Source organism: Xanthomonas sp. NCPPB 3218, from assembly GCF_056725185.1.
Genome location: NZ_CM161516.1, coordinates 3,289,728 through 3,316,143 on the forward strand (window position 1 = coordinate 3,289,728; position 26,416 = coordinate 3,316,143).

19 protein-coding genes are annotated in these 26,416 nt (G+C 67.4%); 6 read left to right on the plus strand and 13 right to left on the minus strand.

Translation table 11 applies throughout. The features are described from left to right. Positions 1–36: 36 nt before the first annotated feature. Together AC1PLS_RS13625 and pmbA are read right to left on the minus strand one after the other, a co-directional pair. The gene (locus AC1PLS_RS13625) at positions 37–501 is read right to left on the minus strand and encodes a DUF4870 domain-containing protein (protein ID WP_184378687.1); all 465 of its coding nucleotides are present in this window, start codon (positions 499–501) and stop codon (positions 37–39) included. Positions 502–599: 98 nt separating this feature from the next. Next, the gene (gene pmbA / locus AC1PLS_RS13630) at positions 600–1,967 is read right to left on the minus strand and encodes a metalloprotease PmbA (protein WP_065032483.1); all 1,368 of its coding nucleotides are present in this window, start codon (positions 1,965–1,967) and stop codon (positions 600–602) included. A gap of 52 nt (positions 1,968–2,019) precedes the next feature. Here pmbA and yjgA point away from each other — a divergent pair, with 52 nt between their 5' ends. Continuing rightward, a complete protein-coding gene (gene yjgA, locus AC1PLS_RS13635) occupies positions 2,020–2,601 on the plus strand; it encodes a ribosome biogenesis factor YjgA (RefSeq protein WP_039526393.1) in 582 nt (193 codons plus the stop codon). Between the two features lie 151 nt (positions 2,602–2,752). Here the strand turns inward: yjgA and tldD are convergent, their stop codons facing one another. Beyond that, positions 2,753–4,198, minus strand: a complete 1,446-nt coding sequence (tldD, locus tag AC1PLS_RS13640) for a metalloprotease TldD (RefSeq protein ID WP_024940782.1) — start codon at positions 4,196–4,198, stop codon at positions 2,753–2,755. A gap of 99 nt (positions 4,199–4,297) precedes the next feature. Here tldD and AC1PLS_RS13645 point away from each other — a divergent pair, with 99 nt between their 5' ends. Continuing rightward, positions 4,298–5,053 (plus strand): DUF6065 family protein, encoded by a 756-nt coding sequence (locus AC1PLS_RS13645; protein WP_184378689.1) that lies wholly within the window; start codon positions 4,298–4,300, stop codon positions 5,051–5,053. Between the two features lie 131 nt (positions 5,054–5,184). Here AC1PLS_RS13645 and AC1PLS_RS13650 read toward each other — a convergent pair whose 3' ends face one another. The 3 genes from AC1PLS_RS13650 to AC1PLS_RS13660 form a co-directional block, all read right to left on the minus strand. Then, a complete protein-coding gene (locus AC1PLS_RS13650; protein WP_184378691.1) occupies positions 5,185–9,111 on the minus strand; it encodes a YhdP family protein in 3,927 nt (1,308 codons plus the stop codon). A gap of 143 nt (positions 9,112–9,254) precedes the next feature. Further along, a complete protein-coding gene (gene rng, locus AC1PLS_RS13655; protein ID WP_016903751.1) occupies positions 9,255–10,754 on the minus strand; it encodes a ribonuclease G in 1,500 nt (499 codons plus the stop codon). After that, the gene (locus AC1PLS_RS13660) at positions 10,754–11,326 is read right to left on the minus strand and encodes a Maf-like protein (protein ID WP_184378693.1); all 573 of its coding nucleotides are present in this window, start codon (positions 11,324–11,326) and stop codon (positions 10,754–10,756) included. The genes rng and AC1PLS_RS13660 overlap by 1 nt, the downstream gene beginning before the upstream one ends. A 122-nt stretch (positions 11,327–11,448) precedes the next feature. On the opposite strand from AC1PLS_RS13660, the gene AC1PLS_RS13665 reads away from it, so the two are divergent. From AC1PLS_RS13665 to AC1PLS_RS13675, 3 genes are all read left to right on the plus strand, one after another. Beyond that, positions 11,449–12,183, plus strand: coding sequence for an SIMPL domain-containing protein (locus tag AC1PLS_RS13665; RefSeq protein ID WP_016903753.1), 735 nt, complete (start codon positions 11,449–11,451; stop codon positions 12,181–12,183). 313 nt (positions 12,184–12,496) lie between these two features. Further along, complete coding sequence (locus tag AC1PLS_RS13670; RefSeq protein WP_104568232.1) at positions 12,497–15,601, plus strand: TonB-dependent receptor; 3,105 nt, start codon at positions 12,497–12,499, stop codon at positions 15,599–15,601. A gap of 299 nt (positions 15,602–15,900) precedes the next feature. Then, positions 15,901–16,572: an energy transducer TonB gene (locus AC1PLS_RS13675; protein ID WP_054591526.1), complete on the plus strand. Its 672-nt coding sequence runs from the start codon at positions 15,901–15,903 to the stop codon at positions 16,570–16,572. Positions 16,573–16,809: 237 nt separating this feature from the next. On the opposite strand, the gene rlmH is transcribed toward AC1PLS_RS13675, so the two are convergent. Continuing rightward, a complete protein-coding gene (rlmH, locus tag AC1PLS_RS13680) occupies positions 16,810–17,280 on the minus strand; it encodes a 23S rRNA (pseudouridine(1915)-N(3))-methyltransferase RlmH (protein WP_016903756.1) in 471 nt (156 codons plus the stop codon). 121 nt (positions 17,281–17,401) lie between these two features. On the opposite strand from rlmH, the gene AC1PLS_RS13685 reads away from it, so the two are divergent. Beyond that, positions 17,402–18,943 carry an alkaline phosphatase PhoX gene (locus AC1PLS_RS13685; RefSeq protein ID WP_184431665.1) on the plus strand — a complete coding sequence of 514 codons (1,542 nt, stop codon included), beginning with the start codon at positions 17,402–17,404 and terminating at the stop codon, positions 18,941–18,943. A gap of 223 nt (positions 18,944–19,166) precedes the next feature. On the opposite strand, the gene AC1PLS_RS13690 is transcribed toward AC1PLS_RS13685, so the two are convergent. From AC1PLS_RS13690 to leuS, 6 genes are all read right to left on the minus strand, one after another. Then, positions 19,167–20,282, minus strand: coding sequence for a J domain-containing protein (locus AC1PLS_RS13690; RefSeq protein ID WP_184431667.1), 1,116 nt, complete (start codon positions 20,280–20,282; stop codon positions 19,167–19,169). Between the two features lie 11 nt (positions 20,283–20,293). Beyond that, positions 20,294–20,704: a ribosome silencing factor gene (rsfS, locus tag AC1PLS_RS13695; protein WP_016903759.1), complete on the minus strand. Its 411-nt coding sequence runs from the start codon at positions 20,702–20,704 to the stop codon at positions 20,294–20,296. A 57-nt stretch (positions 20,705–20,761) separates the two neighbouring features. After that, a complete protein-coding gene (nadD, locus tag AC1PLS_RS13700; protein WP_184431669.1) occupies positions 20,762–21,628 on the minus strand; it encodes a nicotinate-nucleotide adenylyltransferase in 867 nt (288 codons plus the stop codon). Next, on the minus strand, positions 21,625–22,653 hold the full coding sequence (gene holA, locus AC1PLS_RS13705) for a DNA polymerase III subunit delta (RefSeq protein WP_047126816.1): 1,029 nt from the start codon (positions 22,651–22,653) through the stop codon (positions 21,625–21,627). The genes nadD and holA overlap by 4 nt, the downstream gene beginning before the upstream one ends. A gap of 185 nt (positions 22,654–22,838) precedes the next feature. Next, the gene (locus tag AC1PLS_RS13710) at positions 22,839–23,480 is read right to left on the minus strand and encodes an LPS-assembly lipoprotein LptE (RefSeq protein ID WP_024939734.1); all 642 of its coding nucleotides are present in this window, start codon (positions 23,478–23,480) and stop codon (positions 22,839–22,841) included. 224 nt (positions 23,481–23,704) lie between these two features. Further along, complete coding sequence (gene leuS / locus AC1PLS_RS13715; protein ID WP_184431671.1) at positions 23,705–26,347, minus strand: leucine--tRNA ligase; 2,643 nt, start codon at positions 26,345–26,347, stop codon at positions 23,705–23,707. Between the last annotated feature and the right edge of the window lie 69 nt (positions 26,348–26,416).

A 26,416-nucleotide genomic window follows, 5' to 3' on the forward strand; every position in this document is an offset into this window, starting at 1 on the left:
TCGCTGCCGGGCCTTTGTCATTTCCACCGCGCCGGATTACTTGATCAGGCGCAGCGTGAACGGATAACGGTAGTGTTCGCCGTTGTTGGCCTTGACCGCGGCCAGGATGCACAGCACCAGGTTGGCGATCCACACCAGCGTCGGCACGAAGAACAGGATGCCGAACGACACGATGGTCAGGATCACTGCAGCCACATAGGCAATGATCACGGTGATCTGGAAGTTCAACGCTTCCTTGGCCTGATCGGTGGCAAACGGCTTGGACGGACTGGCGTCCTTGCTGATCAGCCAGATCACCAGCGCGCCGATGAAGGACGTCAGGATGCCGAGCAAGTGCGCGGCCAGCGCCAGGGTGCGCTCCTCCGACGGTGTGCTGGTCCCGATCGGCGGCGGCGGCGGTACGGCGTGTGACTCGAATTCGCTCATCATGTCTCCCCATGCATGGTTGTGTTGCGGCGGACTATAACAACGATTCAGCCAGCCACCAGTGCGGGAAGACATGGTCTCGCCGGTGCACGGCGGTTGCCGCCAGGCAGAGCGGCAAGACGCGCGCGCGCCGGGCGCTGTGCAGTTGGCGCAGCAGCCCTGCTCAGCCGCGCTCAGCTATCGCCTGCCACCGTCATGCGGTTGACCAGCACCGAGCCGATCTTGACGTGCGAGCGCGGATCGACATCGCTGCCGACCGCCTCGATGCCGGCGAACATCTCGCGCAGATTGCCGGCGATGGTCAGGCCGTCGACCGGATAGGCGATCACGCCGTTCTCGATCCAGAAGCCACCGGCGCCGCGCGAATAATCGCCGGTCACCGGATTGACGCCGTTACCCATCAGCTCGGTGACCAGCAGGCCGCGCGACATGCCGGCAACCAGCGAAGCCAGGTCGCCGGCGTTGGCGGTGACCTGCAGGTTGTGCACGCCGCCGGCGTTGGCGGTGGTCTGCAGGCCCAGCTTGCGTGCGGAGTAGCTGCCCAGCACATAGCGCTGCAGCACGCCGTCGCTGATCAATGCCGAACGCCGCGTCGCCACGCCTTCGCCATCGAAGGCGGCCGAGCGCAGGCCGCGGCGCAGGTGCGGCAGTTCTTCGATGTTGAACCAGTCCGGAAACAGTTTGCTGCCGACACTGTCGAGCAGGAAGCTGGCGCGGCGATACAGCGCGCCGCCGGAGACCGCGCCGAGCAGATGCCCGACCAGCGAGCGCGCCACTTCCGGCGCGAACAGCACCGGCAGCTGGCCGGTCGGCAGCGAGCGTGGCTGCAGCCGCGCCAGGGTGCGTTCGGCGGCATGGCGGCCGATCGCTTCCGGCGCCTCCAGGTCTTCGCGTGCCAGCGCGCTGCTGTACCAGCCATCGCGCTGCATGCCGTCGCCCTGGCCGGCAATCAGCGCACAGCTGATCGAATGATGGGTGCCGCGCTCGCGGCCGATGAAACCATGCGAGTTGGCGTAGACCGACAGGCTGAGCCCGGTGCTGGCCGAGGCTCCGTCGGAGTTGCTGATCCGCGCATCGGCATCGCGCCCGGCGCTCTCGCAGGCCAGCGCCAGGTCCACCGCGGTGTCGGCGTCCAGCGCCCAGGGGTGCCAGCTGTCCAGCTCGGGGAAGTCGCGCGCCATCAGTTCCGGATCGGCCAGGCCGGCAGCGACATCGTCCTCGGTGTAACGGGCGATCGCGCAGGCCTGGGCAACGGTCGATTCCAGGCTGGAATCCTGCAGATCGGCGGTACTGGCGCTGCCCTTGCGCTTGCCGAAGTACACGGTGACCGCAATGCCGCGGTCGCGGGTGGATTCCACCGTCTCCACATCACCCAGGCGCACGTTGACGTCCAGCCCGCGCTCCTCGCTGCAGCTCACTTCGGCCTGGGTGGCGCCGGCGGCACGGGCGCGCTCGAGCAGGCGCTGCGCGATGTCGGTGAGCGCATCCAGGCGCTGCAGGCTGTCGTCCTGAACACGTGTTTCGGAGGAGAGTGCGTTCAATGCTTTATCCTAGTCTCAATGATGAATAACTTCTTGTTTCGGATGGATGGCAATGCGCGGACGCGACGAAGACACCGGTGAATTCCGCGGCGCCAGCCGCAGCCAGCAGCGGCGCGAGGCGCTGGAAATCTTCGACCTGGGCGAAAAGCTGGTGGCGCTCACTCCGGCGCAGCTGGCCAAGTTGCCGGTGCCCGAATCGCTGATCCCGCATATCGAGGAGAGCAAGCGCATCACCTCGCATATCGCGCACAAGCGCCAGCTGGCGTTTCTGGCCAAGCACATGCGCCGCGAGGACGACGAAACGCTGGCCGCGATCCGCGATGCGCTGGATGCCAACAGCGATACCGCGCGCCGCGAAGTGGCCGCGATCCACCGCGTCGAGCGCTGGCGCGAGCGCCTGCTCGCCGAAGGCGACGTGGCGCTGGCCGAACTGCTGGAAACCTACCCGGCCGCCGACCGTCAACAACTGCGCCAGCTGGTGCGCAACGCCATCCACGAGCGGGCCAAGAACAAACCGCCGCGCGCCTACCGCGAGCTGTTCCAGGTGCTGCGCGAGCTGTCTCAGGAGCAGGGATTGGAGAGTGGGGAATCGGGATTGGAAGACGACGAATCGGCGTCGGACGCCGACGAATAAGGCTCCGCCCGATCCATCCAGCCCCGCAACGGCCATCCCGGCCGTTTCCAATCCCAGATCCCGGCTCCCGGATCCACCCAAGCGGAACCCACCACACCCCGCAGTCCCCGCTGTTGCGAATCCCGAATCCCGATTCCCGAATCCCCGCATCTCAGGCCTGCGTTCCACCAACGGTGATGCCGTCGATCAGCAGCGACGGCTGACCGACGCCGACCGGCACGCTCTGCCCGTCCTTGCCGCACACGCCCACGCCTTCGTCCAGCGCCAGGTCGTTGCCGATCATGCGCACCTTCTGCATGGTCTCCGGGCCGTTGCCGATCAGCGTGGCGCCCTTGACCGGCGCGGTGACCTTGCCGTCTTCGATCAGGTAGGCCTCGGTGGCCGAGAACACGTACTTGCCACTGGTGATGTCGACCTGGCCGCCGCCGAAGTTGACCGCGTAAATGCCCTTTTTCACCGAGCGGATCATTTCCTGCGGATCGTGCTGGCCGGCGCGCATGTAGGTATTGGTCATGCGCGGCATGGTCAGGTGCGCGAACGATTCGCGCCGGCCGTTGCCGGTCGGCGCCACGCCCATCAGGCGCGCGTTGTGGGTGTCCTGCATGTAGCCGACCAGCACGCCATCTTCGATCAGCGTGGTGCACTGGGTGGACGTGCCCTCGTCGTCGATATTGAGCGAGCCGCGGCGGCCATCCAGGGTGCCGTCATCGACGATGGTCACGCCCGGCGAGGCCACGCGCTCGCCGATGCGGCCGGCGTAGACGCTGGTGCCCTTGCGGTTGAAATCGCCTTCCAGGCCATGCCCCACCGCCTCGTGTAGCAGCACGCCGGGCCAGCCCGGGCCGAGCACCACGGGCATCACGCCGGCCGGAGCCGGAATCGCATCCAGATTGACCAGCGCCTGACGCAGCGCTTCGCGGGCGAAGCCTTCCGGGCGGCCATCTGCGAACAGTTCGGCATAGCCGTAACGGCCGCCACCGCCGGAGTAACCGGACTCGCGCCGCCCGCCCTGCTCGACGATCACCTGCACGTTCAGGCGCACCAGCGGGCGCACGTCGGCGGCGAGCACGCCGTCGCTGCGCGCGATCAGCACCGTGTCCACCCCGCCGGACAGGCTCACCATCACCTGCTTGACGCGCGGGTCGGCGGCGCGCACGTATTGGTCGATACGGCGCAGCAGATCGACCTTGGTCGCGCTGTCCATGTCGTCGATCGGGTCGGTGGCCGGGTACAGCGCACGGCCGTTGCCGCGCACCAGCGAGCGGGTGGATTGCGCACCACCCTCGCGCGAGATTGCGCGTGCGGACTGCGCCGCCTCCAGCAAGGCATCGCGCTGGATGTCATCGGAATAGGCGAAGCCGGTCTTCTCGCCGGCAATCGCGCGCACACCCACGCCCTGTTCGATGGAATGCGCACCGTCCTTGACGATGCCGTCTTCCACGCTCCAGCTCTCGCGTCGCGAATGCTGGAAGTACAGGTCGCCGAAGTCGATGCCCGGGCCCAGCAGGGCGCCGAAGGTGCGGTCGAGATGGCCGGTGTCCAGGCCGGAAGGAAGCAACAGCCGGGTTTCGGCCAGAGTGAGAGCGTTATCGGTCATGCAGTCAGGATGGGGCCCGCGCGCCGGGGAGACAAGTCGTTCGGCTGAACATGCGGCACGGCTATCATCGCGGGCCCATCGCCACGCCGACACCCGCGCATGAAGCTCACTGCCCACGTCCTGGATGGCCATACGCTGGACATCCGCCCCGCCCCGCACGAGCGCGACTGGATGGACGCCACCGACCAGCGCTATGCCTACCGCTGCCTGCCGCTGGCGATCGCCAATGCGCATGGCTGGGAGCTGCTGTGCCAGGCCGGTTTCGAGGCCAGCTGGGACGGGCGCGACAGCCTGGATGCGATCCGGATCAGCGCCGATGCCGGCGCCGCGTCACCGGCCATCAGTCACTTCGGCTACGGCGTGCTGACCTTCCACGTGCCCTGCCTGTTTCGCACCGATGCCGGCATGGATCTGTTTGTCACCGGGCCATTGAACCGGCCCAAGGACGGTATCGGCGCGCTGAGCGGCATGGTCGAAACCGACTGGAGCCCGTACACCTTCACCATGAACTGGAAGTTCACCCGGCCCGGGCAAGTGCGCTTCGAGGCCGGCGAGCCGTTCTGCCATCTGTTCCCGCTGCCGCGCCAGCTGATCGAACGGGTGCAGCCGCAGTGGAAGCCCTTGTCCGAGGCGCCGCAACTGGCGCAGCAGCATGCCGACTGGACCCGCAGCCGCACGCAGTTTCTGCAGGAACTGCCGGATGCGCAGTCGGTCGCCGCGCGCGAGAAATGGCAACGCGGCTATTTCCGTGGCGTCGCCGGTGCCGATCAGGCGCCGGTGCAGGGCCACCGTTCGCGCCTGCGTCTGCCGATGTTCGTGCGCGCCGACAGCGACGGCGACAGTCCGCTCGACTGAGTGCATCGCTGCATCGGCGCACCGGACGTGCCCGCTGACGCGGGTGCCGCGTTCGATCGACTTGCCGCAAGGCCTGAGCGCCCGCGACGACTCAGCAGCAACACTCGCCAGCGCGCCCGCAACCGGACGCGTCAGCGTGGCGACCGACCGGGCGCGCCTGGCGTTGCCGTGGGCGCGCCTTCTGCCGGCGGCTTGCCGGGCGCCCGCTCGCGCACTTCGCGCTCCACCACGTCCACCTGCGGATCCTTCCACGGCCCGGTGACGTGATAGGTCTTGGCGCCGATCGCCCCGAGCGGTTTGCCGAGCACCGCATTGGCGGCCGCGCCCACCGCCGCTCCGACCGGGCCGCCGGCCACCGCGCCAACCACGGTGAGCAGATTGCCGGCCTTGGGGTTCACGTCCACGGTCTGGTCGAAGGTCTGCGCGCGCAGGTCGGTCTGCCCCCGGATGGCGATGTCGGCGGCCGGGCCTTCGATGCGGATCGCATCGGTGCGCGCGAAGCCCTCGCCGAAGCGCACCTGGCCGTCCAGCTTGTTGAAGGCCAGCCCCTTTGAGAAGAAATCGCGGAAGTCGAACATCAGCCGGCGCGGCAGCTGCGCCACGCTGAGCAGGCCGAGCACGCGACCGGCGCCGGGGTCCACTTCCAGCAGCTGGCCGTTGCGCACGTCGATCTTGAGATCGCCATCCAGCGAACCGAGCGCAAACCCGGTCGGCGAGCCCTGCCAGCCGGCATTGAGTTCCAGCTGGCCTTCGCCCCCGCGCAGCTGGCCGCCCAGGGTGAGGTTCTGCAGCAGGTTGCCGAGATTGCGGCTGTCCACCCGTGCCGACAGCCGGGTGCTGGCGGAGTCGCCCTTGCCGCGCCAGGCACCGGTCAGGCCGATGTTCTGGTCGTTGGAGCGCAGTTGCAGTTGGTCCACCTGCATGCCGTCGGTCAGCCGGCTGCTGCGCAGGGTGGCCGTGCCCAGGGTCATCTTGCCGACCTGCAGGTCGTCGATGTCCAGCGACAGCGGCGGGATCGAGACCGGGTCGAACTCGGCCACCGCGCGGCGCGCCGGTTCCGGCAAGGCACCGGCCAACGGATCGCCCGGCTCGGGCGCGGCCGGCTCGGCCGGTGCGGCCACCGGCTGCCAGTGCACCGTGCTCAGCTTGCCCTGCACTGCAGCGCCATCGGCATTGGGCACGCTGAGCTGGCCGGCCAGCGACGGGCCGTCCAGGGTCACCGCCACCGCGTCACGGGTCGGCCGCAAGCGCAGGCGCGTCTGCGGGAACACGCCGCCGATCATCAGCAACCGGTCGGCCTGCACATCCACCTGCTGCAATGGCACGGCGTCCTGCTTCGGTGCTGCCGGCTGGCCCGGCAGCGGCGGCATGTCCGGCTCGGTGCTGCCGCGCGCCAGGCTGATCCAGTCGATCGCATCCAGCGAGGCAGTGCGGCCGGTGACCACCAGGCCGTTGGCGGGCGGCCGCTCGGTGACCGTGTCGGTACCCATGACCACGCGCACGCCGGTCTGGTTGCCCTGGCTGCTGGCCTTGAGCGCAACCAGCTTGCCGAAGGCCACGTCGATGTCGCCATCGCCCACCGGCAAGGCCACCCTGACCTGCGTGTCCAATGGCTGCGTGGCCGCCTTGTCCAAGGGTGCGGGCAGATCCAGGGTGGTGCCGACCAGCTGCGAGCGCAGTGTCAGCAACGCCTGCGCGTCGGCCTGCCCCGGCGAGGTCAGCGGCACGTCCACGCCCACCTGCCACGGTGCGCTGCCATGCACGTAGGGGCGCAACCATTCCATCTGCGGCGCGCGGTCGAACAGCTCTTTCGCATCCAGGGTGGCGCCAAAGCGCGCCTCGAAGGCCTGCTTGGGGTCCTGCACGAAGCCACCGGCACGCAACGACAACTCGCCGCCGCGGCCCTGGTGCTGCACGCTCAGGCGCTCGGCGGCAAAGCCGCTGTCGCGGTACTCGGCCTGTCCGCTGACCTGGTCGAAAGCCAGGTTCCAGCGTGCATCGCCCAGCCTGGCGCCCTGCAGCGCGACCGTGCCTTGCAGATGGCCGCCCACACCGCCGGTGCGCAGGGGACGCAGCAGGTCGAAGCTCACCGCTGCCGGGCCGGACACCGTGAGGTTGCGCAAGGTATCGCCATAGCGCTGCTCCAGCGGGCTCTTGCGCAGCATGCCCAGCAGCTGCGCGGCATCGGCCCGGGTGGAGGCGCGCACGTACAGCTCGGAGGTGGCGAAGCTGGGAATGCCCGCCTCCAGCGACGCGATCGGCGCACCGGCCAGCTCGCCCTTGCCCTGCAGGGAAAATCCGTTGCCGATGAAGCGCAGATCGGCCTGCACCTGCTCCATCGCCGGCCAGTCCGGATTGAACGGGATCACGCCGTCGCGGATCTGGCCGAACGCCTCGAACCGGCCGTCGTTGTTGTCGAACGGCCAGTCGTCCAGATCGCCGCTGACCAGGCCGGTGCCGCCGGTGATCACGCCACCGGCAACCGCCGTGTCCAGCCAGTCGATGGCCGCCTTGCTCATCTTGGAGCGGATCCAGAACTTGCGCGCCACCGGCAGGGCGACATCGTCCAGTTGTGTGGCCAGCTGGATGCGCGGGCGGCTGCCATCGTTCTGGAACCACAGCCCGCCGCGCACGCTGGCGCCATAGTCCTTGGCCTGCACGCGCAACGCCGGCGTGGCGACCTGCCAGCCGGCGCCGTCGCGCCAGCCCACGATGCTGCCGGCCAGCTGCAACTCGTGCACCACCCCGAAACCGGTCGGCCAGTCGAAGCGCAGCGTGGCATCCGCTGCGGGATCGAGCTGGATCGCCTGCGCGTCGCCATCGATCCGGCCGCGCAGGCCGCTGATGCCCGGCGCGTTGCCCACCGGCAGAAAGCCCAGTTCCTCGATCCGGCCCTGCGCGCGCACCGCTCCGCCCTGCTCGCCGGCGATCTGCAGATCGGCCAGGCGCAACTGCGGCCGGGACAGGCTCAGCCAGCGCCGCAGGCCAGGCGACAGTTGCTCGCTCAAGGCGGCCGCCGCGATCAGGCCCGAGACATCGAGGTGGTTGCCCACCACCGCATAACGGCGCCCGCCGGCAACGCTCAGCCCGTCCAGCCGCTGCAGCCTGGCCGCCTGGCCCAAGCGCAGCAGCGGCGCATCCATGCGCCAGCCGCCGTCGATGGTCTGCCAGCGCGCGCGCGCCTGCAGCCGCTCCCACACCAACGTGCGGCGTGCGGTCTGCTCGGGCAATGCCGCGCCGGACAATCGCAGCTGTTGCAGATCGGCATCCACAGTGACTGCGGTGATCCGGCGCGCGCGCAACTGCGCCCAGGCCTGCAGGCGTCCGCCGCCGCCATCCACGCGCATGCCGCCGAACTGCAGCAACGCCGCCCAGGCGGCCAGATCGGCCGGGTCGGCTTGTGCATAGGCGCTGCCGTCGCCGCTGTCGCGATCGAACGCGATCACCGTGGTCAGCGGTGCGCGCTGCAGGTCGATCCAGGCGCGGCTGCCGACCTTCACCGTCGAGCCGTTGACGCGCAGGCGCAGGTCGATGCGCGGCAGCGTGGTGTCCACGCCGATCGACGGCGCGGCCACGCGCAGGCGCGCCTCGGCCACCTGGATCTCGCCGAGCCGGCGCAACGCTTCCAGCGGGTCCGAACGCCGCCCGGCCGGCAGACCCTGCACCGACCAGACGCCATCGTCGCTACGTTGCAGCGTCAGCGCCAGGCCACGCAGACGCACCTCGGTCAGCGAATGGCCGGGCAACAGGCCGGCGTACATCGCCAGCAGGATTTCGGCCTGGCCCACGCGTACATCGCCATGTGGGCCGATCCGCAAGCCATCCAGTCGCAGCAACGGCCCGCGCCGGGTCCATTCGGTCTGCAGGCGATCGAACGCGATCGGCTGGCCGGCGCGTTCGCTCAGCCATGCGGCGATCTGCTGCGGCCGCTGCTCGGCCAACGGCAACGCCTGGCTGGCCGCACCCACCAGCAACGCGATCGCCACCAGCGCAAGCGCGGTGGCAGTGATCGCATAGCGGCGAAACAGACGGAGACGGCGGCGCAGCGGGGTGGGCATCAGGGGCGGGGATTGGGCATTGGAGATTGGGGATTGGTCAAAGCAAAGCCGCGCACGGTGCCGTCAAGCGCCATTATCGGACCAAGCCACGCTACCAGAGCCGGCGTTGACCAATCCCGAATCCCGACTCCCCAATCCCGGACTCACAGCAGCACCACATCGAACTGCTCCTGCAGATACTGGTCGTCGGACTGGAAGCGGATGCTCTTGCCGAGGAATTCCTCCAGCTCGGCCACCGCGGCCGACTCTTCGTCGGTGATGCGGGCGACCACCTTCGACGAGGCGATCACCAGCAGCCGCGCCGCATCGAACTGGCGCACCGCGCGGGTGATCTCGCGGAAGATCTCGTAGGTCACCGTTTCGGCGGTCTTGATGGTGCCGCGCCCGCTGCACTGGCCGCAGGTTTCCGACAGCTGCCGCTCCAGGCTCTCGACGGTGCGCTTGCGGGTCATCTCGACCAGGCCCAGCGGCGAGAATTCGTACACGGTGGTCTTGGCGTGATCGCGCGCCAGCGCTTTCTCCAGCGTGCGCAGCACCTGGCGGCGGTGTTCGGCATCGTCCATGTCGATGAAGTCGATGATGATGATGCCGCCCAGATTGCGCAGCCGCAGCTGCCGCGCCACCGCCTGCGCGGCCTCCAGGTTGGTGCGGAACACGGTCTCCTCGAGATTGCGCTGGCCGACGAACGAACCGGTGTTGACGTCGATGGTGGTCATCGCCTCGGTCTGGTCGATCACCAGGTAGCCGCCGGACTTGAGCGGCACCTGCTTGTTCAGCGCGCGCCCGATCTCGTCCTCGACCCCGTACAGGTCGAAGATCGGCCGGTCGCCGGTATACAGCTCCAGCCGCTCGGCCAGCACCGGCATGTACTTGGCCACGAAGGCCTGCAACTGCACGAAGGTCTCGTTGGAGTCGACCTTGACCTTTTCCACGTCGCGGCGGATCAGATCGCGCACCGCACGCAACGGCAGGCTCAGGTCTTCGTAGATGATGCTGCACGGCGGCGCCTCGCGGCCGCGCCGCTCGACCACGTTCCAGACCCGCGACAGGTAGGCGATGTCCTCGGCCAGCGCCTCGGCCGGCTGGCCTTCGGCGTTGGTGCGGATGATGTAGCCAAAGCCGCCGTGCTGGGCCGAGACCTCGCTGACGATGGTCTTCAGACGCAACCGCTCGGCCTCGTCCTCGATCCGCGCCGACACCCCGACGATCTTGGATTGCGGCAGCAGCACCAGGTAGCGCGAAGGAATACTGATCTGCGTGGTCAGCCGCGCGCCCTTGGTGCCGATCGGGTCCTTGACCACCTGCACCACGATCTCCTGGCCGTCGCGCAGCAGTTCCACGATCGGCACCGCAGCCGCCGGCGGCGGCGGGATCGGGGTCTCCTCGGTATCGACCACGCTGGCCGGTGCCGGCGCCGGGCGCACCACGTCGTTGGCGTGCAGGAACGCGGCGCGCTCCAGGCCCAGCTCGACAAATGCCGCCTGCATGCCCGGCATCACCCGTTGCACCTTGCCCTTGTAGATATTGCCGACCACGCCCCGGCGCCAGCCGCGCTCGATATGCAGCTCCTGCAGCATGCCGTTCTCGATCACCGCGACGCGGGTTTCGCGCGGGGTGACGTTGACCAAGATCTCTTCCGACATCAATGCGCTCCGAGGGCTGTGAGCAACTGCGAGGTGTGAAACAGCGGCAATCCCATCACGCCGGAATAGCTGCCGGACAGATGGCTGATAAAACGTTCGGCGCGGCCTTGGATCGCATACGCGCCGGCCTTGCCCATCGGCTCGCCGCACGCCACGTACGCGGCGATCTGCGCAGCATCGAGTGGCGCGAAGGTCACCTCCGACACCACCAGCGTCTGCACCGGGGCGCGTTGCGCGCAGACTAGAACCACGGCCGTGAGTACCTGGTGGGTACGCCCGGACAGCAGGCTCAGCATGGCGATCGCATCGTCCGCATCGACCGGCTTGCCGAATACCCGCTCGCCCAGCACCACCTCGGTATCGGAGCCGAGCACGATCGCATCGGGGTCGCTGGCCTGCACCTGCGCCAGGCCGGCACGCGCCTTGTCCAGCGCCACGCGCTGCACGTATTGCGCAGGCGATTCGTCGGGCGCGCGCAGTTCGGGCACGTCCAGTTGCAGGGTCTGGAAAGGCACATCCAAGCGTTGCAGCAGTTCTTGCCGGCGCGGCGACCGGGAGGCGAGATAGAGCATCCGTCCAGCATACCTGTTGCCCCTCCCCGCCCGCTTGCCGATCCGGGCGGCAGTGGGCGCGTTCGACTCACAACATGTTCATCGAACCGGCAACACGCTTCCCCTACAGACAAGGAGATCTCATGCGTACCACCCTCAAACCGTTGTTGCTGGCCCTGTCCATCGCTGCCGGAACCGCCATGACCGCCCACGCCCAGACCGCTCCGAGCTACACCATTCCCAACGACGGCACCCTGCTCAACGTGTCGGCCGAAGCGGACGCCAAGCGCATACCGGACATCGCCACGCTGTCGGCCGGCGTGGTCACCCAGGCCGCCGACGGCAACGCCGCCATGCGCCAGAACGCCGACCAGATGAGCAAGGTCATGGCCGCGATCAAGGCCGCCGGCATCGCCGACAAGGACGTGCAGACCACCGGCATCAACCTCAGCCCGCAGTACACCTACAAGGAAAACGAAGCGCCCAAGATCAACGGCTACCAGGCCAGCAACACGGTCAGCCTCAAGGTCCGCGACATCTCGCGCCTGGGCAAGGTGCTGGATGCATTGGTCGCCCAGGGCGCCAACGACATCAACGGCCCCAGCTTCTCGGTCGACCAGCCCGAACCGGCCTACGACGAGGCCCGCGTGGCCGCGCTGAAGAAGGCCCAGGCCCGCGCCGACACCTATGCCAAGTCGCTCGGCCTGAAGGTACGCCGCATCGTCAGCATCTCCGAAGGCCGCAGTGGCGGCGGCGTGCGTCCGATGATGATGGCCGCCTCGATGCGCTCGGCCAAGGCCGAGATGGACACCCAGGTCGCCCCGGGCGAGAGCACCTTGTCGATCAACCTGGACGTGACGTTCGAGTTGGGCCGCTGAAGAGGCAAATCTCGTCCTGCCGCGCGCCGCTCACTGCCCTCTTCGGAGGGCAGTGTCGTTTCCGCAGCCCATCGCAAAGCGGTGCCTCATCGCCTTTCATACCGGCAATCAAGTTTCGTTTAAAACTTATAACGTGGTGACTTACAAGTGCCCAAAGTCACGTCCGGCCAGCATGAATAGGCGAATTTGTATATTTGTGCTTAAAAAAACATGAAATTTAGAGAAAACATTCTTTAAGCAACCTCTACAGCTCTCTAGCATCGGTTGTCAGCGCACCGTCATATTCGTGATGGCGCTCCTCTGGAGAGAGACGATGTCCGGCAACGTTGCTTCAAAGCGCACCCTCCACCCAGCATCGCGGGCGCGCTATGCCCGCATCAGCGTGCTTGCGATTGCGCTGAGCGGCGCCGTCGGCGTGCTGGCGTCGGGCACTGCCGCCGCACAAAGCACCACTGCGGGTATTTACGGCAGTGCACCCGCTGCCGCCGGTGCAACCGTCACGGCACAAAGCGATACCGGTTTTGCCCGAACCGCGATCGTCGATGCCAACGGGCGCTACGCGATCGGCAATCTTCCGGTCGGCACTTATACGGTCACCTTGCAACGCGACGGACAATCTGTAGAGACGCGCAAGAACATCGCCCTGCGCGTCGGCGCAGGCACCGATGTGTCCTTCGGCGGCGGTGCCGCGGGCGACACCGCCACCCTGGGCACGATCACCGTGACCGGCAAGAACATCTCGCCGGTGGATGTGTCCGCCACCGCCTCGCGCACCGTGATTACTGCCGAACAGTTGCAGCGTTTGCCGCTGGCGCGCTCTGGCGAAGCCATTGCACTGCTGTCGCCAGGGGCCGTGCAGGGCAGCGGCTATTTCGGCAATGCGATTTCCTTCGGCGGCGCCGGCGTGACCGAAAACGCCTATTACCTTAACGGCTATCTCAGCTCCAACCCGCTTTCCAACATCGGTGGTGTCACCTTGCCGTTCGGCGCTATCGACCAGCAGGAAACCTATACCGGGGGCTACAGCGCCCGGTATGGCCGCTCCGCAGGCGGCGTGCTCAGCCAGGTCGGCAAGCGCGGCACCAACGAATGGCACTTCGGCGCACAGGTGCTATGGCGTCCGAAGTCGCTGTCCAGCGACTACAAAAATGTCTTCTACCCGGATGCCGCCCCACCTACCGGCTATGAATACAGCGACGACAGCCTGCCCGGCACTCTTTACCGTAGCCGAAAGGACGACACCTTTTGGAATACGGTCTATAGCGTTTATGGCGGCGGCCCGCTGATCGAAGACCGCCTGTTCGTCTTTGTCGCCGCAGAGCAGGAACGCACCGAAGGCGTTTCCACCGCACGCAGGGACGACCCGGTGATCGGCCGCAACAATTACCGCACCGATGAGCCGAAGGTCTACGCAAAGATCGACTGGAACATCAATGACAGCAACATCCTCGAACTGACCGGCGTCAAGAATAATTCGCGCGATGGCGGTGCTTACAGCGATTTCAACGGATACCAGGGCGTCAACGGCGACGCCAACGGCGCATTCGCCGATACGGTCAAGGTCAACGACCGCTATTACATCGGCAAGTACACCAGCTACATCACCGACGATCTCACCTTGAGCGCCACCTACGGCAAGAGCCGTCAGACCGATTTCCGCAACAACCCCAGCACCGCACCGCTGCTGACTAACACCAATCTGCAGGACCCGGCCATCACCGGTGGCAGCGAGATCCGCAACAACCAGACCTCCAGCCAGGCGCGCGATGGTGAAAACAAGACGCGCGGTCTGCGCATCGACCTGGAATATGTGTTGGGCAGTCACACCCTCACTGCAGGTGTGGACAACATGTATTTCAACGCCAATAACGAAGGTGTCATCACCACCGGCCCGGGCTTCCGCTGGATCTATGGACGCTCTTCGCGCCCCACCTCGCCCATCAGCGCTGCACTGGGCGTGGGTCCGGCCGGTGGCAATGGCTACTACGCCTATCGCTCCGTGTTCAATACCGCGACCAGTATGTCGGTCGAGCAAAAGGCCTACTTCCTTGAAGACAAATGGCAGGTCAACGACAAGATGCTGCTGACGCTGGGTATCCGCAACGACAAGTTCACCAACTTCAACGACGCGGGCGTGCCTTACGTGACCAGTGGCGATCAGTGGGCGCCGCGCTTGGGGCTGAGCTGGGACGTGTTCGGCGACTCCTCGCTCAAGGTCTACGGCAACGCCGGTCGCTACTACCTGGCGTTGCCTAACAGCGTGGCCATCCGTGGCGCATCACCGTCCACGTTTACGCGCGAATACTTCACCTACACCGGCATTGATGCGCAGGGCAGCCCGACCGGGCTGACGCCGGTCGCGGTCGATCCATCCGCCGGATTCTCCTGTTCGGGCAACGTCGTCTCCTCCAATCTGGAATGCGGTCAGGCACCGGATGCCGCCGGCATCGCCGCCACCGACCTGAAGTCGATGTACCAGGACGAGTTCATGCTCGGCTTCGACAAGACCCTGGGCGAGAGTTGGGTCACCGGTGCCAAGGCCACCTACCGCACGCTCGGCGCCACCATCGACGACGTCTGCGATGCCGACCGGATGCGCACCAAATTGACTGCATCGGGTATCGACCCGAGCACCGTCAACGTACCCGGCTGCATCATCTTCAATCCCGGCGAAACCAACTCCTTCAGCCTGGCCAACCTCGATGGGTCCGGCCGCACCTCGGTGTCGATGTCGCCCTCGGATTGGGGCTTCGACAAGGAAGCCAAGCGCACCTATCTGGCAGTGGACCTGTTCCTGCAGCATCCGTTCGACGGCAAGTGGGAAGGTCGCATCGATTACACCTGGTCGCGTAATTTCGGCAATACCGAAGGCCAGATCAAATCCGATATCGGCCAGACCGATGTCTCCAAGACCCAGGACTGGGATGCCGCTGCGCTGATGTGGTACTCGGGTGGCTACCTGGCCAACGATCGTCGCCATCAGATCAAGATCTACGGCTCTTACCAGATCGCGCCCGAATGGCTGATCGCAGGCAATATCCGCGTGCTGTCAGGCACGCCGAAGTCCTGCCTGGGGTATGTCAGCATCAACGGCATCAGCGAAGATTCCGATGCTGGCGATCCGGTGGGCTATGGCTCCTCTTACCACACCTGCAACGGCCGGCCGTCGCGTCCGGGCGATGCCGGCCGGCTGCCGTGGACCAAGATCGTCGACCTGGGCCTGACCTATCGCCCGGCGTTCGCCGACAACAAGCTCGCCATGACCCTGCAGGCCTTCAACATCTTCAACGAGCGCAAGCCGCTGCAGGTCGATTCCACCTGGGAAGACAGCCCGTTCACCCTGTCCAACACCTACAACATGGGCGCGTTCTTCACCCAGCCGCGCTACGCGATGTTCTCGGTGTCGTACGACTACTGACGCACTCTCCCGTCAGCGTCGTTTCCCCAGCCCATAACGGGCTGGGCTTTTCTACCGCAAACGCCCAGCTCCGGCTGGGCGTTTGCCTAGAAGTCCTCTTCGTTTGCCTTAAAAAGCCGGCCAGCGATCGATATCGACATGGTTGCGGAATCGCTCCGGCATCCTTCGCGATGTGCAACGCCTTCGCAGACACGCGCCGCGCTTGTGCAGCCGCGCGCGCTGAGGTAAACCTACGCTACCGGATGGTGTAGTGCGTCCGGGTCGCGCTGGTCCTTTCCGCAGTTCCGTTGAGGAGGTGGATGATGGTTCGCACGCAATCGCAGGTTTCTTCCCGATCCACCGGCATCGACACCTCGCGCGTTCTGGCGATGAGCACGGCGGTGGCCTTGCATCTGCTCGCCGGCGGGTTGTTGTTGATACCGCTCTCGTACCGGGCGGTTCCGCAGCAGCCCACACCGAAAGAACGCTGGGTCATGCCCATCACCATCGAGACGCCGCCGCCACCGGTGTTTCCGATCGAGGTGAAGTTCAAGCCGAAGGCAACGCATACACCGCCGACCACGGTGCCGGTGCAGGTGCAGACCCCGGTGATCAGTGAGCCCGCGGTGGTCGACAACGCAACGTTCGCCTTACCTGCGGTCTCGGAGGCGGCGTCTGACAGCGCGCCGGCGATTGCCGCGCCCAGCGGCCCGGTCGAGGCAGGCCAGTTGCAGTACCTGAGCTCACCGGCGCCGAGTTACCCGGTGGCGGCACTGCGTGCCGGGCAGCAGGGCACGGTGCTGCTGCGCGTGTTGGTCGGCACCGATGGGCGCCCGGCCGAAGTCAGCGTGCAGACCAGCAGCGGTCATCGCGCGCTCGATCTGGCGGCACGTAGCCAGGTGCTGCGCAACTGGCGCTTCCAGCCGGCGATGCAGAACGGCCAGGCCGTGCAGGCCTACGGCCTGGTGCCGGTGAGTTTTTCGTTGAACTGATGCGTCATCACCTGCGGCGACCCGGATGCCCGGTCGCCGCATGGTCCGGCGTTGCGCAGCCGGCTGCTGCAAGACCACGGTTTCAGCTGTTGCATGAGCATCGTTGCAGTGCGCCTTGCGTGCACGCGACGACGTGCGGTCTCGCGGATCGGGTTGAAGATGCGCGCGTCTACTCGCCCGCACACCCATCTCGAAAGCGCAGCGGCGACGCGCGGAATACTGCCGTCGCGATGCCGCTTAGGCGCGGTGGTACGGATGATTGGCCAGCATCGCCGCAGCGCGGTACAGCTGCTCGGCGACGATCAGGCGCACCAGCATGTGCGGCAGGGTCAGCGGGCCGATCGACCAGCTTTCGCTGGCGGTTTTCAGCACCTCGGCGGCGTGGCCTTCGGGGCCGCCGATCAGGAACGCCAGATCGCGGCCCTGCCCGCGCCAGTGCTCCATGCGCTGGGCCAGCTGTTCCGAACTGAGCGGGCGGCCCGGGATATCCAGCGCAACCACGTAGGCGTTCTTGGGCAGCGCGGCGAGCACACGGCGGCCTTCGTCGTCGATGGCGCGTTGTGCATCGCGGCCCTTGCCACGCAGGCCGGGCTCGATCTCGACCAGCTCCAGCGGCATCCAGTGCGAGAGACGTTTCTGATATTCGGCAAAGCCCTGCGCCACCCAGGCCGGTGCGCGCTCGCCGGTAGCGATAAGTCGGCATTTCATGACCACATGATATCCGCGTCACAGCTTGGGCATCGGAACCGGGGCGATCACAGCGGTGTCATGGTGCGGTTACAGCGAGCTTCTAGGGTCGGCGCACTACCCAGCCCGCAGGAGTCGTTCGATGCCGATTTTCGATCCCGCCCGCCGCCAGGTGCTCAAGGGCAGCGCTGCCGTGATGGCCGCCGGTGCGCTAGGCAGTTTGAGTGCGCTGCAGTCGCGCCAGGCCCAGGCCGCCAACAGTTCCTCGCCGCCGCTGCAACTTGCCCCGGTGCCCAGCCGGTACGGCCCGCTCGCGCCGGTCGCCGACCAGAGCACCGGACTGCCGCTGCTGCAGCTGCCGCGCGGTTTCAGCTACCGCTCGTTCGGCTGGAGCGGCGACCGCATGGACGATGGCCAGCCCTGCCCCGACCGCCATGACGGCATGGCCGTGGTCGGCCTGCGTCGGCCCGACTGGCGTCCGGGCAGCGATCCGCTGCGCGGCCTGGAATACGTGCTGATCCGCAACCACGAACGCGGTGCGACCACGCCATTCCACGCGCCGGCGATGTACGACACCGGCATCGTCAGCGGCACCCAATCCGCCGGCGGCGGCACCACCACACTGAGTTACGGCCGCCGCGGCTGGGGCAGCCTGGAGCCCAGCCTGGGCGGCACCCTGGTCAACTGCGCCGGCGGCCCGACCCCGTGGGGCACCTGGCTGAGCTGCGAGGAGATCAAGACCAACGCGGTATCCAGCACCGGCCGCAAGCACGGCTATGTGTTCGAAGTGGACCCGGACAGCCAGCGCACCACCGGCCGGCCGCTGCTCGGGCTGGGCCGCTTCAGCCACGAGGCGGTGGCGATCGATCCGCGTACCGGCATCGTCTATCTCACCGAAGACGACCGCAACAAGGCCGGTCTGTACCGCTTCATCCCCAACGACCGCCGTGGGCGCAATGGCTCGCTGGAAAACGGCGGCCGGCTGCAGGCCGCCCGCGTGCGCGGGCGGCGCAATGCCGATCTCACCGTCGCCAGCATCGGCCAGCAGTTCCAGCTGGAATGGGTGGACATCGAAGAGCCGGATCTGGACAGCATCGCCGCGCCGGCCGGCTTTGCCGACATCGGCGCCAACGACACCCTGAGCGGGCCGTTTGCGCAGGCCTGGGCAGACGGTGCGCTGCGCATGAGCCGTGGCGAAGGCATCTGGTACAGCTACGGCAAGCTCTTCATCGTCGACACCAGCACCGGCGTGGATGCGCAGGGCCGGCGCGGCTACGGCAACGGCGCGGTGTGGGTGCTGGACCTGTTCACCCAGCGCCTGAGCGCCCTGTTCGTCAGCGGCAATCAGCTGGCCGCGCACAACCCGGACAACGTCACCGTCAGCGCGCGCGGCGGCGTGGTGCTGTGCGAAGACGGCGGCGAAAGCCCGGACGAATACGGCCCCGGCGCGCGGCTGCTCGGGCTGACCCGCGGCGGCGAATCGTTCTATCTGGCCAAGAACAATGTGCAGCTCACCTCGCAGCAGATCGCCGATGCCGGCAAGACCATTGCCGAGGGCGACTACCGCGATACCGAGTTCTGCGGCGCCTGCTGGGATCCGCTGGCGCGCACCCTGTTCGTCAACATCCAGACCCCGGGCATCACGCTAGCGATCACCGGCCCGTGGGAGCGCGGGCCGTTGTGAGCCTGCGGCCCTGAGCTGGCTGTCTTAGGCATAGGGCAACGGCCAGCGCTGCCGAACGGACCGGCCTCCGTTCGGCAGCGTCGCTCCGGCCGCCGGCACAACGCCACGCATGCACGCGCCCCGATTGCAGGGCGGGCAGTGTGTCCAGCCAAGGCTGCGCGCCGCGCGCGCGCGCAGCCGCGGTGGCGGATGTGCAAGCCGACAACCACCATAAAGGCCGGGATCAGAACCAGGGCGCGTCGGGCGCGCCCGCCATGGCGCGCTGCCGCTTCAACCAGCGCTTGAACGATTGCGGGTCTTCCAGCTCGCGCAGGCCACGGCGCGCGTCCAGCAGGTCGTCTTCGACTTCGCGCTTGAGTTGGGCCATCAAACGGCCCAGTCGCTCCGGCTTGGGGCGCGACGGCAGCTCCAGCCCGTATTCGGCGCAAAAGTCGTCCGACTGCTGCTGCACCTGCTGCTGCAGCTGCCTGCACTGCCGATCCAGCTCGCGGTTGTAGTCCTGCAGGCGCGCGGCGCTCATCGCATCCACGCCTTGAGCGTCCATCAGACCGATCTCGGCCTGCAGTTCGAGCAGACCCAGCAGATCGCCGGCCTTGTAGGCCGCGTTGAGCCGCTGCATCAGGATGGTGCGCGCGGCATGGTCGTCGGCGCCCTTGGCGCGATCCGGATGCAGACTGCCGGCCAGCTTGCGATACAGCTCGCGCAACGGAGGCGGCTCGGCATTCTCCACCACTGCCTTGTGCTCGGCACGCTTGCGCCGTTGCGTGTGGCGTTGCTGTTGCTGCGCACGCTCCTGCTGCAGGCGCTCGCTGACGCGCTCGTAGAGCTGTTCGGGCGAATCGATGCCATCCAGCTCGTCGGCATCCAGCCCGTAGGCCTGGCCGAGGATCTGCTTCATCAGCGCATCGGATTCGGCGACTTCCTGGTCGTAACCGGCTGCGCTGTAGCGGTCGTAGATTGGGCGCAATGACTCATGGCCGGCCTCGATCAGCGGGGCGGCGATATCGCACAGCAACTCGGACAGGAAAGCGCGGTCGGCCTTGCCCAGTTTGACCGTGGCATACGCACGGTCGAGCTCTTCGACCAGGGCGATGTCGGCCGCGCGGCGGTGGTCGAGCAAGGGCTGCAATTCGGCGTGGTAACGCTCGCGCCACTGCGACAGTGCAAGCTGCCAGGCCTGCAGGTCAGCACGATGCCGTTCCAGGTCGCGCAGCAATCGGTCGAAGCGTTTGCGTGCCGGCGACAGCGGCGCGCCGGAGGCGTGTGCGCCCTGGCTGCGCAGCTGTTGCAGCGCCTGCGAGGCAGGCGCATCGGTCTGGGGTCGGGCATTGCGTGGCATGCCCGGCTCACTCACTCTTCGGGATCGGCTTCCGCATCGTCCGGACGCTGGTCGCCCACCGTCCACAGACGCTCCAGCGCGTAGAACTCGCGCACGCGCGGCAGCATCACATGCACCACCACGTCGCCCAGGTCCACCAGCACCCACTCCGCCTCGCGCTCGCCTTCCACGCCCAGCGGCATCACGTCCAGGCGCTTGGCGAACTTGACCACTTCTTCGGCGATCGACTTCACGTGGCGGGTCGAGGTACCTGAGGCGACCACCATGTAATCGCAGACGCTGGACTTGCCGCGCACATCGATCTCGACCACGTCCTTGGCTTTCAGCTCCTCCACGGCCTCGCGCACGGTGGCCAGCAGGGCCGGCACGGACGGCGGCGGATTCGGGATGGAGGTCTTGATGACTTGGGCTTGGGTGGTCAAAGCGGGCAACTCGATGGAATTGGCGCGAATTATAGGCCGGTCCGGCCGGCTGCGTGTTCAGCTAGTCGGCGGGGCGCAGCCGTAGAGGCCTTCGTGCGCGATAAATGCCGCCACCGATGCCGGCAGCAGCGCCTGCCAGTCGCCGCCGGCGGTGATGCGCGAGCGCACCGCGCTGGCCGATTCACCGCGCAACGGCTGCTGCAGCGACCACAGGCGGCCTGCGGGCGAGATGCCCAGCTCGCCCGCCTGGGCGGCCCAGCGGCCATGCACTGCCGCGGCGAGCTGCGGCGCGGCGGCCAGGTCCAGCGGCGTGCCCGGACGCGCGGCAATGACGAAATGCGCCAGTTCGAACAAATCTCCCCACTGATGCCAGCTGCTCAGTCCGACGAAGGCATCGGCACCGAGCAGCCAGGCGATCGGTGTCGTGGGGCCGAGCTCGGCGCGCAGCGCGCGCAAGGTGTCGACGGTGTAGGACGGCGCATGGTCGCGGCTGGCGCGTTGCAGCTCGCGGCTGTCCAGCGCCAGCCCGGGGGTGTCGGCCAGTGCCAGCTCCAGCATGCGCGCGCGCTGCGCTGCGGTGGCGCCGGGTGCGGGACGGTGCGGCGGATCGGCGGCCGGTACCAGGTGCACCAGCGCGCCCAGTTCGTCGCGCGCGGCGCAGGCGATGGCGAGGTGGCCCAGGTGGACCGGATCGAAGGTGCCGCCGTAGTACAGGTGGAGCTGGGATTCGGGATGGAGCCGGGATTCGGGAATCGGGATTCGGGAATCGGAAGAGCGTGGGTTCGGCGCTGCCGGGTGGGAGTTGGTGGGCGGCGAGGTATGGGCTGCGCTGCTAGAGGGGGTCGCAGCTGCGGCCTGGTCGGGGGTTGCGCGGCTTGGGGAGGCGGGTCGCGCGTCGCCGTTGGCGGCATCGCCGGCTTTCACGCCAGCAATCTCACCGCGCGGGATTCGGCCACGGCCACCAGCAGGCGTTCCAGGCCGACCCAGGGGTCGCCGTCGGCGCGGCCCTTGGCCATGCGGTCGACCCGCGAGGCTTCGGCGACGAAGCGCTCCCAGCGGCGTGGTTCGGGGTGCCGTTGCAGCGCGCGCTTGAACGGCGCCTGGCGTGATTCCCACAGGCCCTGTGCCTTCATTTCGGCAGCGAGGTTGCCGCCGTTGGCCTGCACCTTGGCCAAGGACGCAGTGCGCAGCAGTTCCTTGATCAGGATCGGCATCAGCGCGGCCACCGCCTCGCCTTCGGCGCGTAGGCCGGCGAGCATGCGGATCGCTGCGGCCGGCTGCCCGGAGAACGTGGTTTCGGCCAGGCGGAACACGTCGTAGCGCGCGGCATCGGCGACCAGCGACTCCATCGCCTCCAGGTCCAGCACCTTGCCATCGGCCAGCAACACCAGCTTGTCGATTTCCTGCGCGGCGGCCAGCAGGTTGCCTTCCACCCGCTCGCTCAGGCGCTGCACGGCCGCCGCGTCGGCACGCAGGCCGTGGCTGCGCAGGCGGCGCTCGATCCAGTCCGACAGCTCGTGCGGCTTGATCGCCCAGGCCACCGAAATGGTGCCGATGCGGCCGATCGCATCGGCCCATTTGCCCTGGTGCGCCTTGCTCCAGTCGTTGGCGGTGATCAACAGCACCACATCCGGCGGCGGGTTGGCGCAGAAGCGGGTGATGACCTCGGCGCCGTCCTTGCCCGGCTTGCCGCTGGGCAGGCGCACTTCCACCAGCCGGCGCGGACTGAACAGGCTGGGCGCGTTGAAGGTCGCATCCAGCTGGTTCCAATCGAACTCCCGGCCATCGGCATCGAAGACCTCGCGCTCGCTGATGCCTTCGGCGCGCGCGCGTGCGCGCACCGCATCGGCCGCCTCCAGCACGCGCAAGGTCTCCGGACCGGCGATCAGGTAGACCGGCTGCAGCGGCTGATTGGACTGGCCGGCGAGCTGTTCTGGGCGAAGTTCCATGACTAGGTAAGTTCCATCACTACGAAGGCACGCGCCACTGCACCGTCACGCACAAGACGGCGTCGGCAGCGATCGTCGGGGCATGCTCGCCGCGCAGCAAGCGCGACATGCGCCTGGCGCACGCCACCTCCGCACAGCGTGCGCGGTTGCCCGGCAGATGCGCGGACGGGACGATCACCAGTTGCTCAGTTATTCGACGAAGACGCGGGCGGCAGCGAGGCCGGCACACTCGATTCCGGCGTGGACGGCTGCACCGGCGGTGTGGTGGCCGGCTGCAGCGGCGCGCTGGGCGTGCTTTCCAGCGTCTCGCCGCGCTCCACACGCGCGCGCACGACGCTGTCGATGCGACGCAGGATCGATGCCGACATGTCCTTACGCAGTTCGTTGGCGAGGATCTCGCGCTCGGTCGCAGTGCCGGTGGCATCCACCGGTGGCGACACGTAGTCGCGCGACAGCTCGATCACCTGCTGCGGCACCAGCACCGAGCCGTTGGCGGTGGTGACGGTGAAGATGGCCGCATAGCGCAGGCTGTATTCCTGCGCGCGGCCCTGGCTGTCGATGGCGATCGGCAGATCGCCCCAACGCTCGGACAACACCTGCACCTGCGCAAAGCCGGTCTTGGCATCTTCGTCGGCCAGGGTGGCGCCGGCGGCCTTGAGGCCACGCCGCAGCAACTTGGCCAGCTCGCTGTACTGCACCGCGGACTGCACCTTCACCGCGGGCGTGTCCGGCGGCAGCGCCAGCGAATTGCGCAGATGGAAGCCGCAGGCGGTGAGGCTCGAGACCAGCACGAGGGACGCAGCGAAGGCAGTAGGAAATCGAATCATGGGCACAGTCTGGATGAGCGCCCCGGCGGCGGCAACAGGCGGCTAGCCTGCCCGACACCGCGTGAACGGGGCTTGAGAGGGCGCCGCGAAAAACGCGGCGCCCGGGAATGACAAACGCGTCGCCACGCGCCGGTGAAATGAATGACCACACGCCACTGCGGCAATCTCATCTGCGCGTCGCCACACCGGTCCGCGACACTGCCCGGACCGGCGATCGGCAACGATCAGCCCGCCACGATATTCACGATCTTGCCGGGCACGATGATGATCTTGCGCACGCTCAGCCCTTCCAGGAACTTGGCCGCGTTCGGCTCGGCCTGGGCCAGCGCCTCGATCTGCTCGCGTCCGACATCGGCGGCCACCTCGATGGTGCCGCGCAACTTGCCGTTGACCTGCACCGCCAGGGTCAGCGCGTCGCGCACCAGCGCGGCGGCATCGACCTGCGGAAACGCGACATCTTCCAGCAGCGTCTCGCCGTGGCCCAGCACCTGCCACAGGGTGTGGCTGGCGTGCGGGGTGATCGGGTTGAGCAGCAGCACCATCGCCTCCAGGGCTTCCTGGCGCACCGCCCGGCCCTGCGCACTGGCATCGTCGAACTTGGCCAGCGCGTTGGACAGTTCCATCACCGCGGCGATCGCGGTGTTGAAGCTGTGGCGGCGGCCATAGTCGTCGCTGACCTTGCCGATGGTTTCGTGGGTCTTGCGGCGGATCGCCTTCTGCTCGGCGCTCAGCGCGGCGGCGTCCAGTGCGGCGGCGGCGCCCTCGCCCACATGCTTGTGCACCTGCACCCACAGCCGGCGCATGAAGCGCGCCATGCCATCGACGCCGGCCTCGTTCCATTCCAGCGACTGCTCCGGCGGGGCGGCGAACATCGAGAACAGCCGCACCGTGTCGGCGCCGTACTTGGCCACCATCGACTGCGGGTCCACGCCGTTGTTCTTGGACTTGGACATCTTCTCGGTGCCGCCGATGTGCACCGGCTGGCCGTCGGCGATCAGCACCGCGCCGGTGACGCGGCCGCGCTCGTCGCGCTGGATTTCCACGTCGGCCGGATTGATCCAATCCTTGCCGCCGTTATCGGCATCGCGATAGAAGGTGTCGGCGATGACCATGCCCTGGGTGAGCAGGTTGGTCACCGGCTCGTCGCTGTCCACCAGCCGCGCGTCGCGCATGAGCTTGTGATAGAAGCGGAAGTACATCAGGTGCAGGATCGCGTGCTCGATGCCGCCCACGTACAGGTCGGCCGGCATCCAGTAGTTGGCGCGGCGATCGACCATGTCGCGTGCGTTGGGGCTGGTGTAGCGCGCCACGTACCAGCTCGACTCCATGAAGGTGTCGAAGGTGTCGGTCTCGCGCTCGGCCGGGCCGCCGCAGTCCGGGCAGGTGGTCTGGCGCCAGGTCGGGTCGGTCTTGATCGGCGAGCCGGTGCCGGCAAATTCCACGTTCTCGGGCAGCACCACCGGCAACTGGTCTTCCGGCACCGGCACCGCGCCGCACTTGGCGCAATAGATCACCGGGATCGGGCAGCCCCAATAGCGCTGACGGCTCACGCCCCAGTCGCGCAGGCGGTAATTGACCCGGCGCTGGCCCTGGCCCTTACGCTCGAAACGCTCGGCCAGTGCCTCGAAGGCGCCGCCGAAATCCAGGCCGTCGAACTCGGCCGAATTGATCAGCTCCAGCGGGCGGCTCTTGTCGGTGTACCAGTCGCGCCACTGGCTGGCGTCCCAGCTCTGCTCGTCGTCGTTGCGCGGCTCGCGCAGCCTGACCACCTGCACGATCGGCAGCCTGTACTTGTTGGCGAACTCGAAATCACGCTGGTCGTGGCCGGGAACCGCCATCACCGCGCCGGTGCCGTAGCCCATAAGCACGAAGTTGGCCACCCACACCGGCACCTGCTCGCCGCTGATCGGATGCACCGCGGTCAGGCCGGTGGCCATGCCGCGTTTTTCCTGGGTTTCCAGCTCGGCTTCGGAGACGCCGCCGTGCTTGAGCGTTTCCAGCAGCGCGGCCAGCTCCGGATTGGATTTGGCCGCATGCAACGCCAACGGATGCTCGGCGGCGATCGACACGAAGGTCACGCCCATCAGCGTGTCCGGGCGGGTGGTGAACACGCGCAGCGGGTCCAGCGGTGCGCCGTCGGTGTCGCGCACATCGAACTGGATCTCCAGCCCTTCAGAGCGGCCGATCCAGTTGCGCTGCATGGTCTTGACCGAATCCGGCCAGCCGTCCAGCTGATCCAGGCCGTCGAGCAGTTCCTGCGCGTAGTCGGTGATACGCAGGAACCACTGCGGGATCTCGCGTTTTTCCACCAGCGCGCCGGAGCGCCAGCCGCGGCCGTCGATGACCTGCTCGTTGGCCAGCACGGTCTGATCGATCGGGTCCCAGTTCACCACCGCGTTGCGGCGATAGGCCAGGCCCTTGCGCATCAGCCGGGTGAACATGCGCTGCTCGTGCACGTAGTACTCGGGCGTACAGGTGGCGAACTCGCGCGACCAGTCGATCGCATAGCCCAGCGACTTGAGCTGGCCACGCATGTGGTCGATGTTGGCGTAGGTCCACTTGGCCGGCGCGGTCTTGTTCTTGATCGCCGCGTTTTCCGCCGGCAATCCGAACGCATCCCAGCCCATCGGCTGCATCACGTTGTGGCCGGTCATGCGCTTGTAGCGGCTGACCACATCGGAGATGGTGTAGTTGCGCACATGGCCCATGTGCAGCGCACCGGACGGGTACGGCAGCATCGACAGGCAATAGAACTTCGGCTTGTCCGAAGTTTCGTCGACCTGGAAGGCGTGGGTGGCATCCCAGAACTGCTGGGCGGAGGTTTCGACCTGCTGCGGGTCGTAGGCGTTCGGTTCGACGGTGGACATTGGGAGCGGATGCTCGGGCGGTGCAAAGCGGCACAGGGTACCGCAGTGCAGCAGGTGCTCCAAACGCTT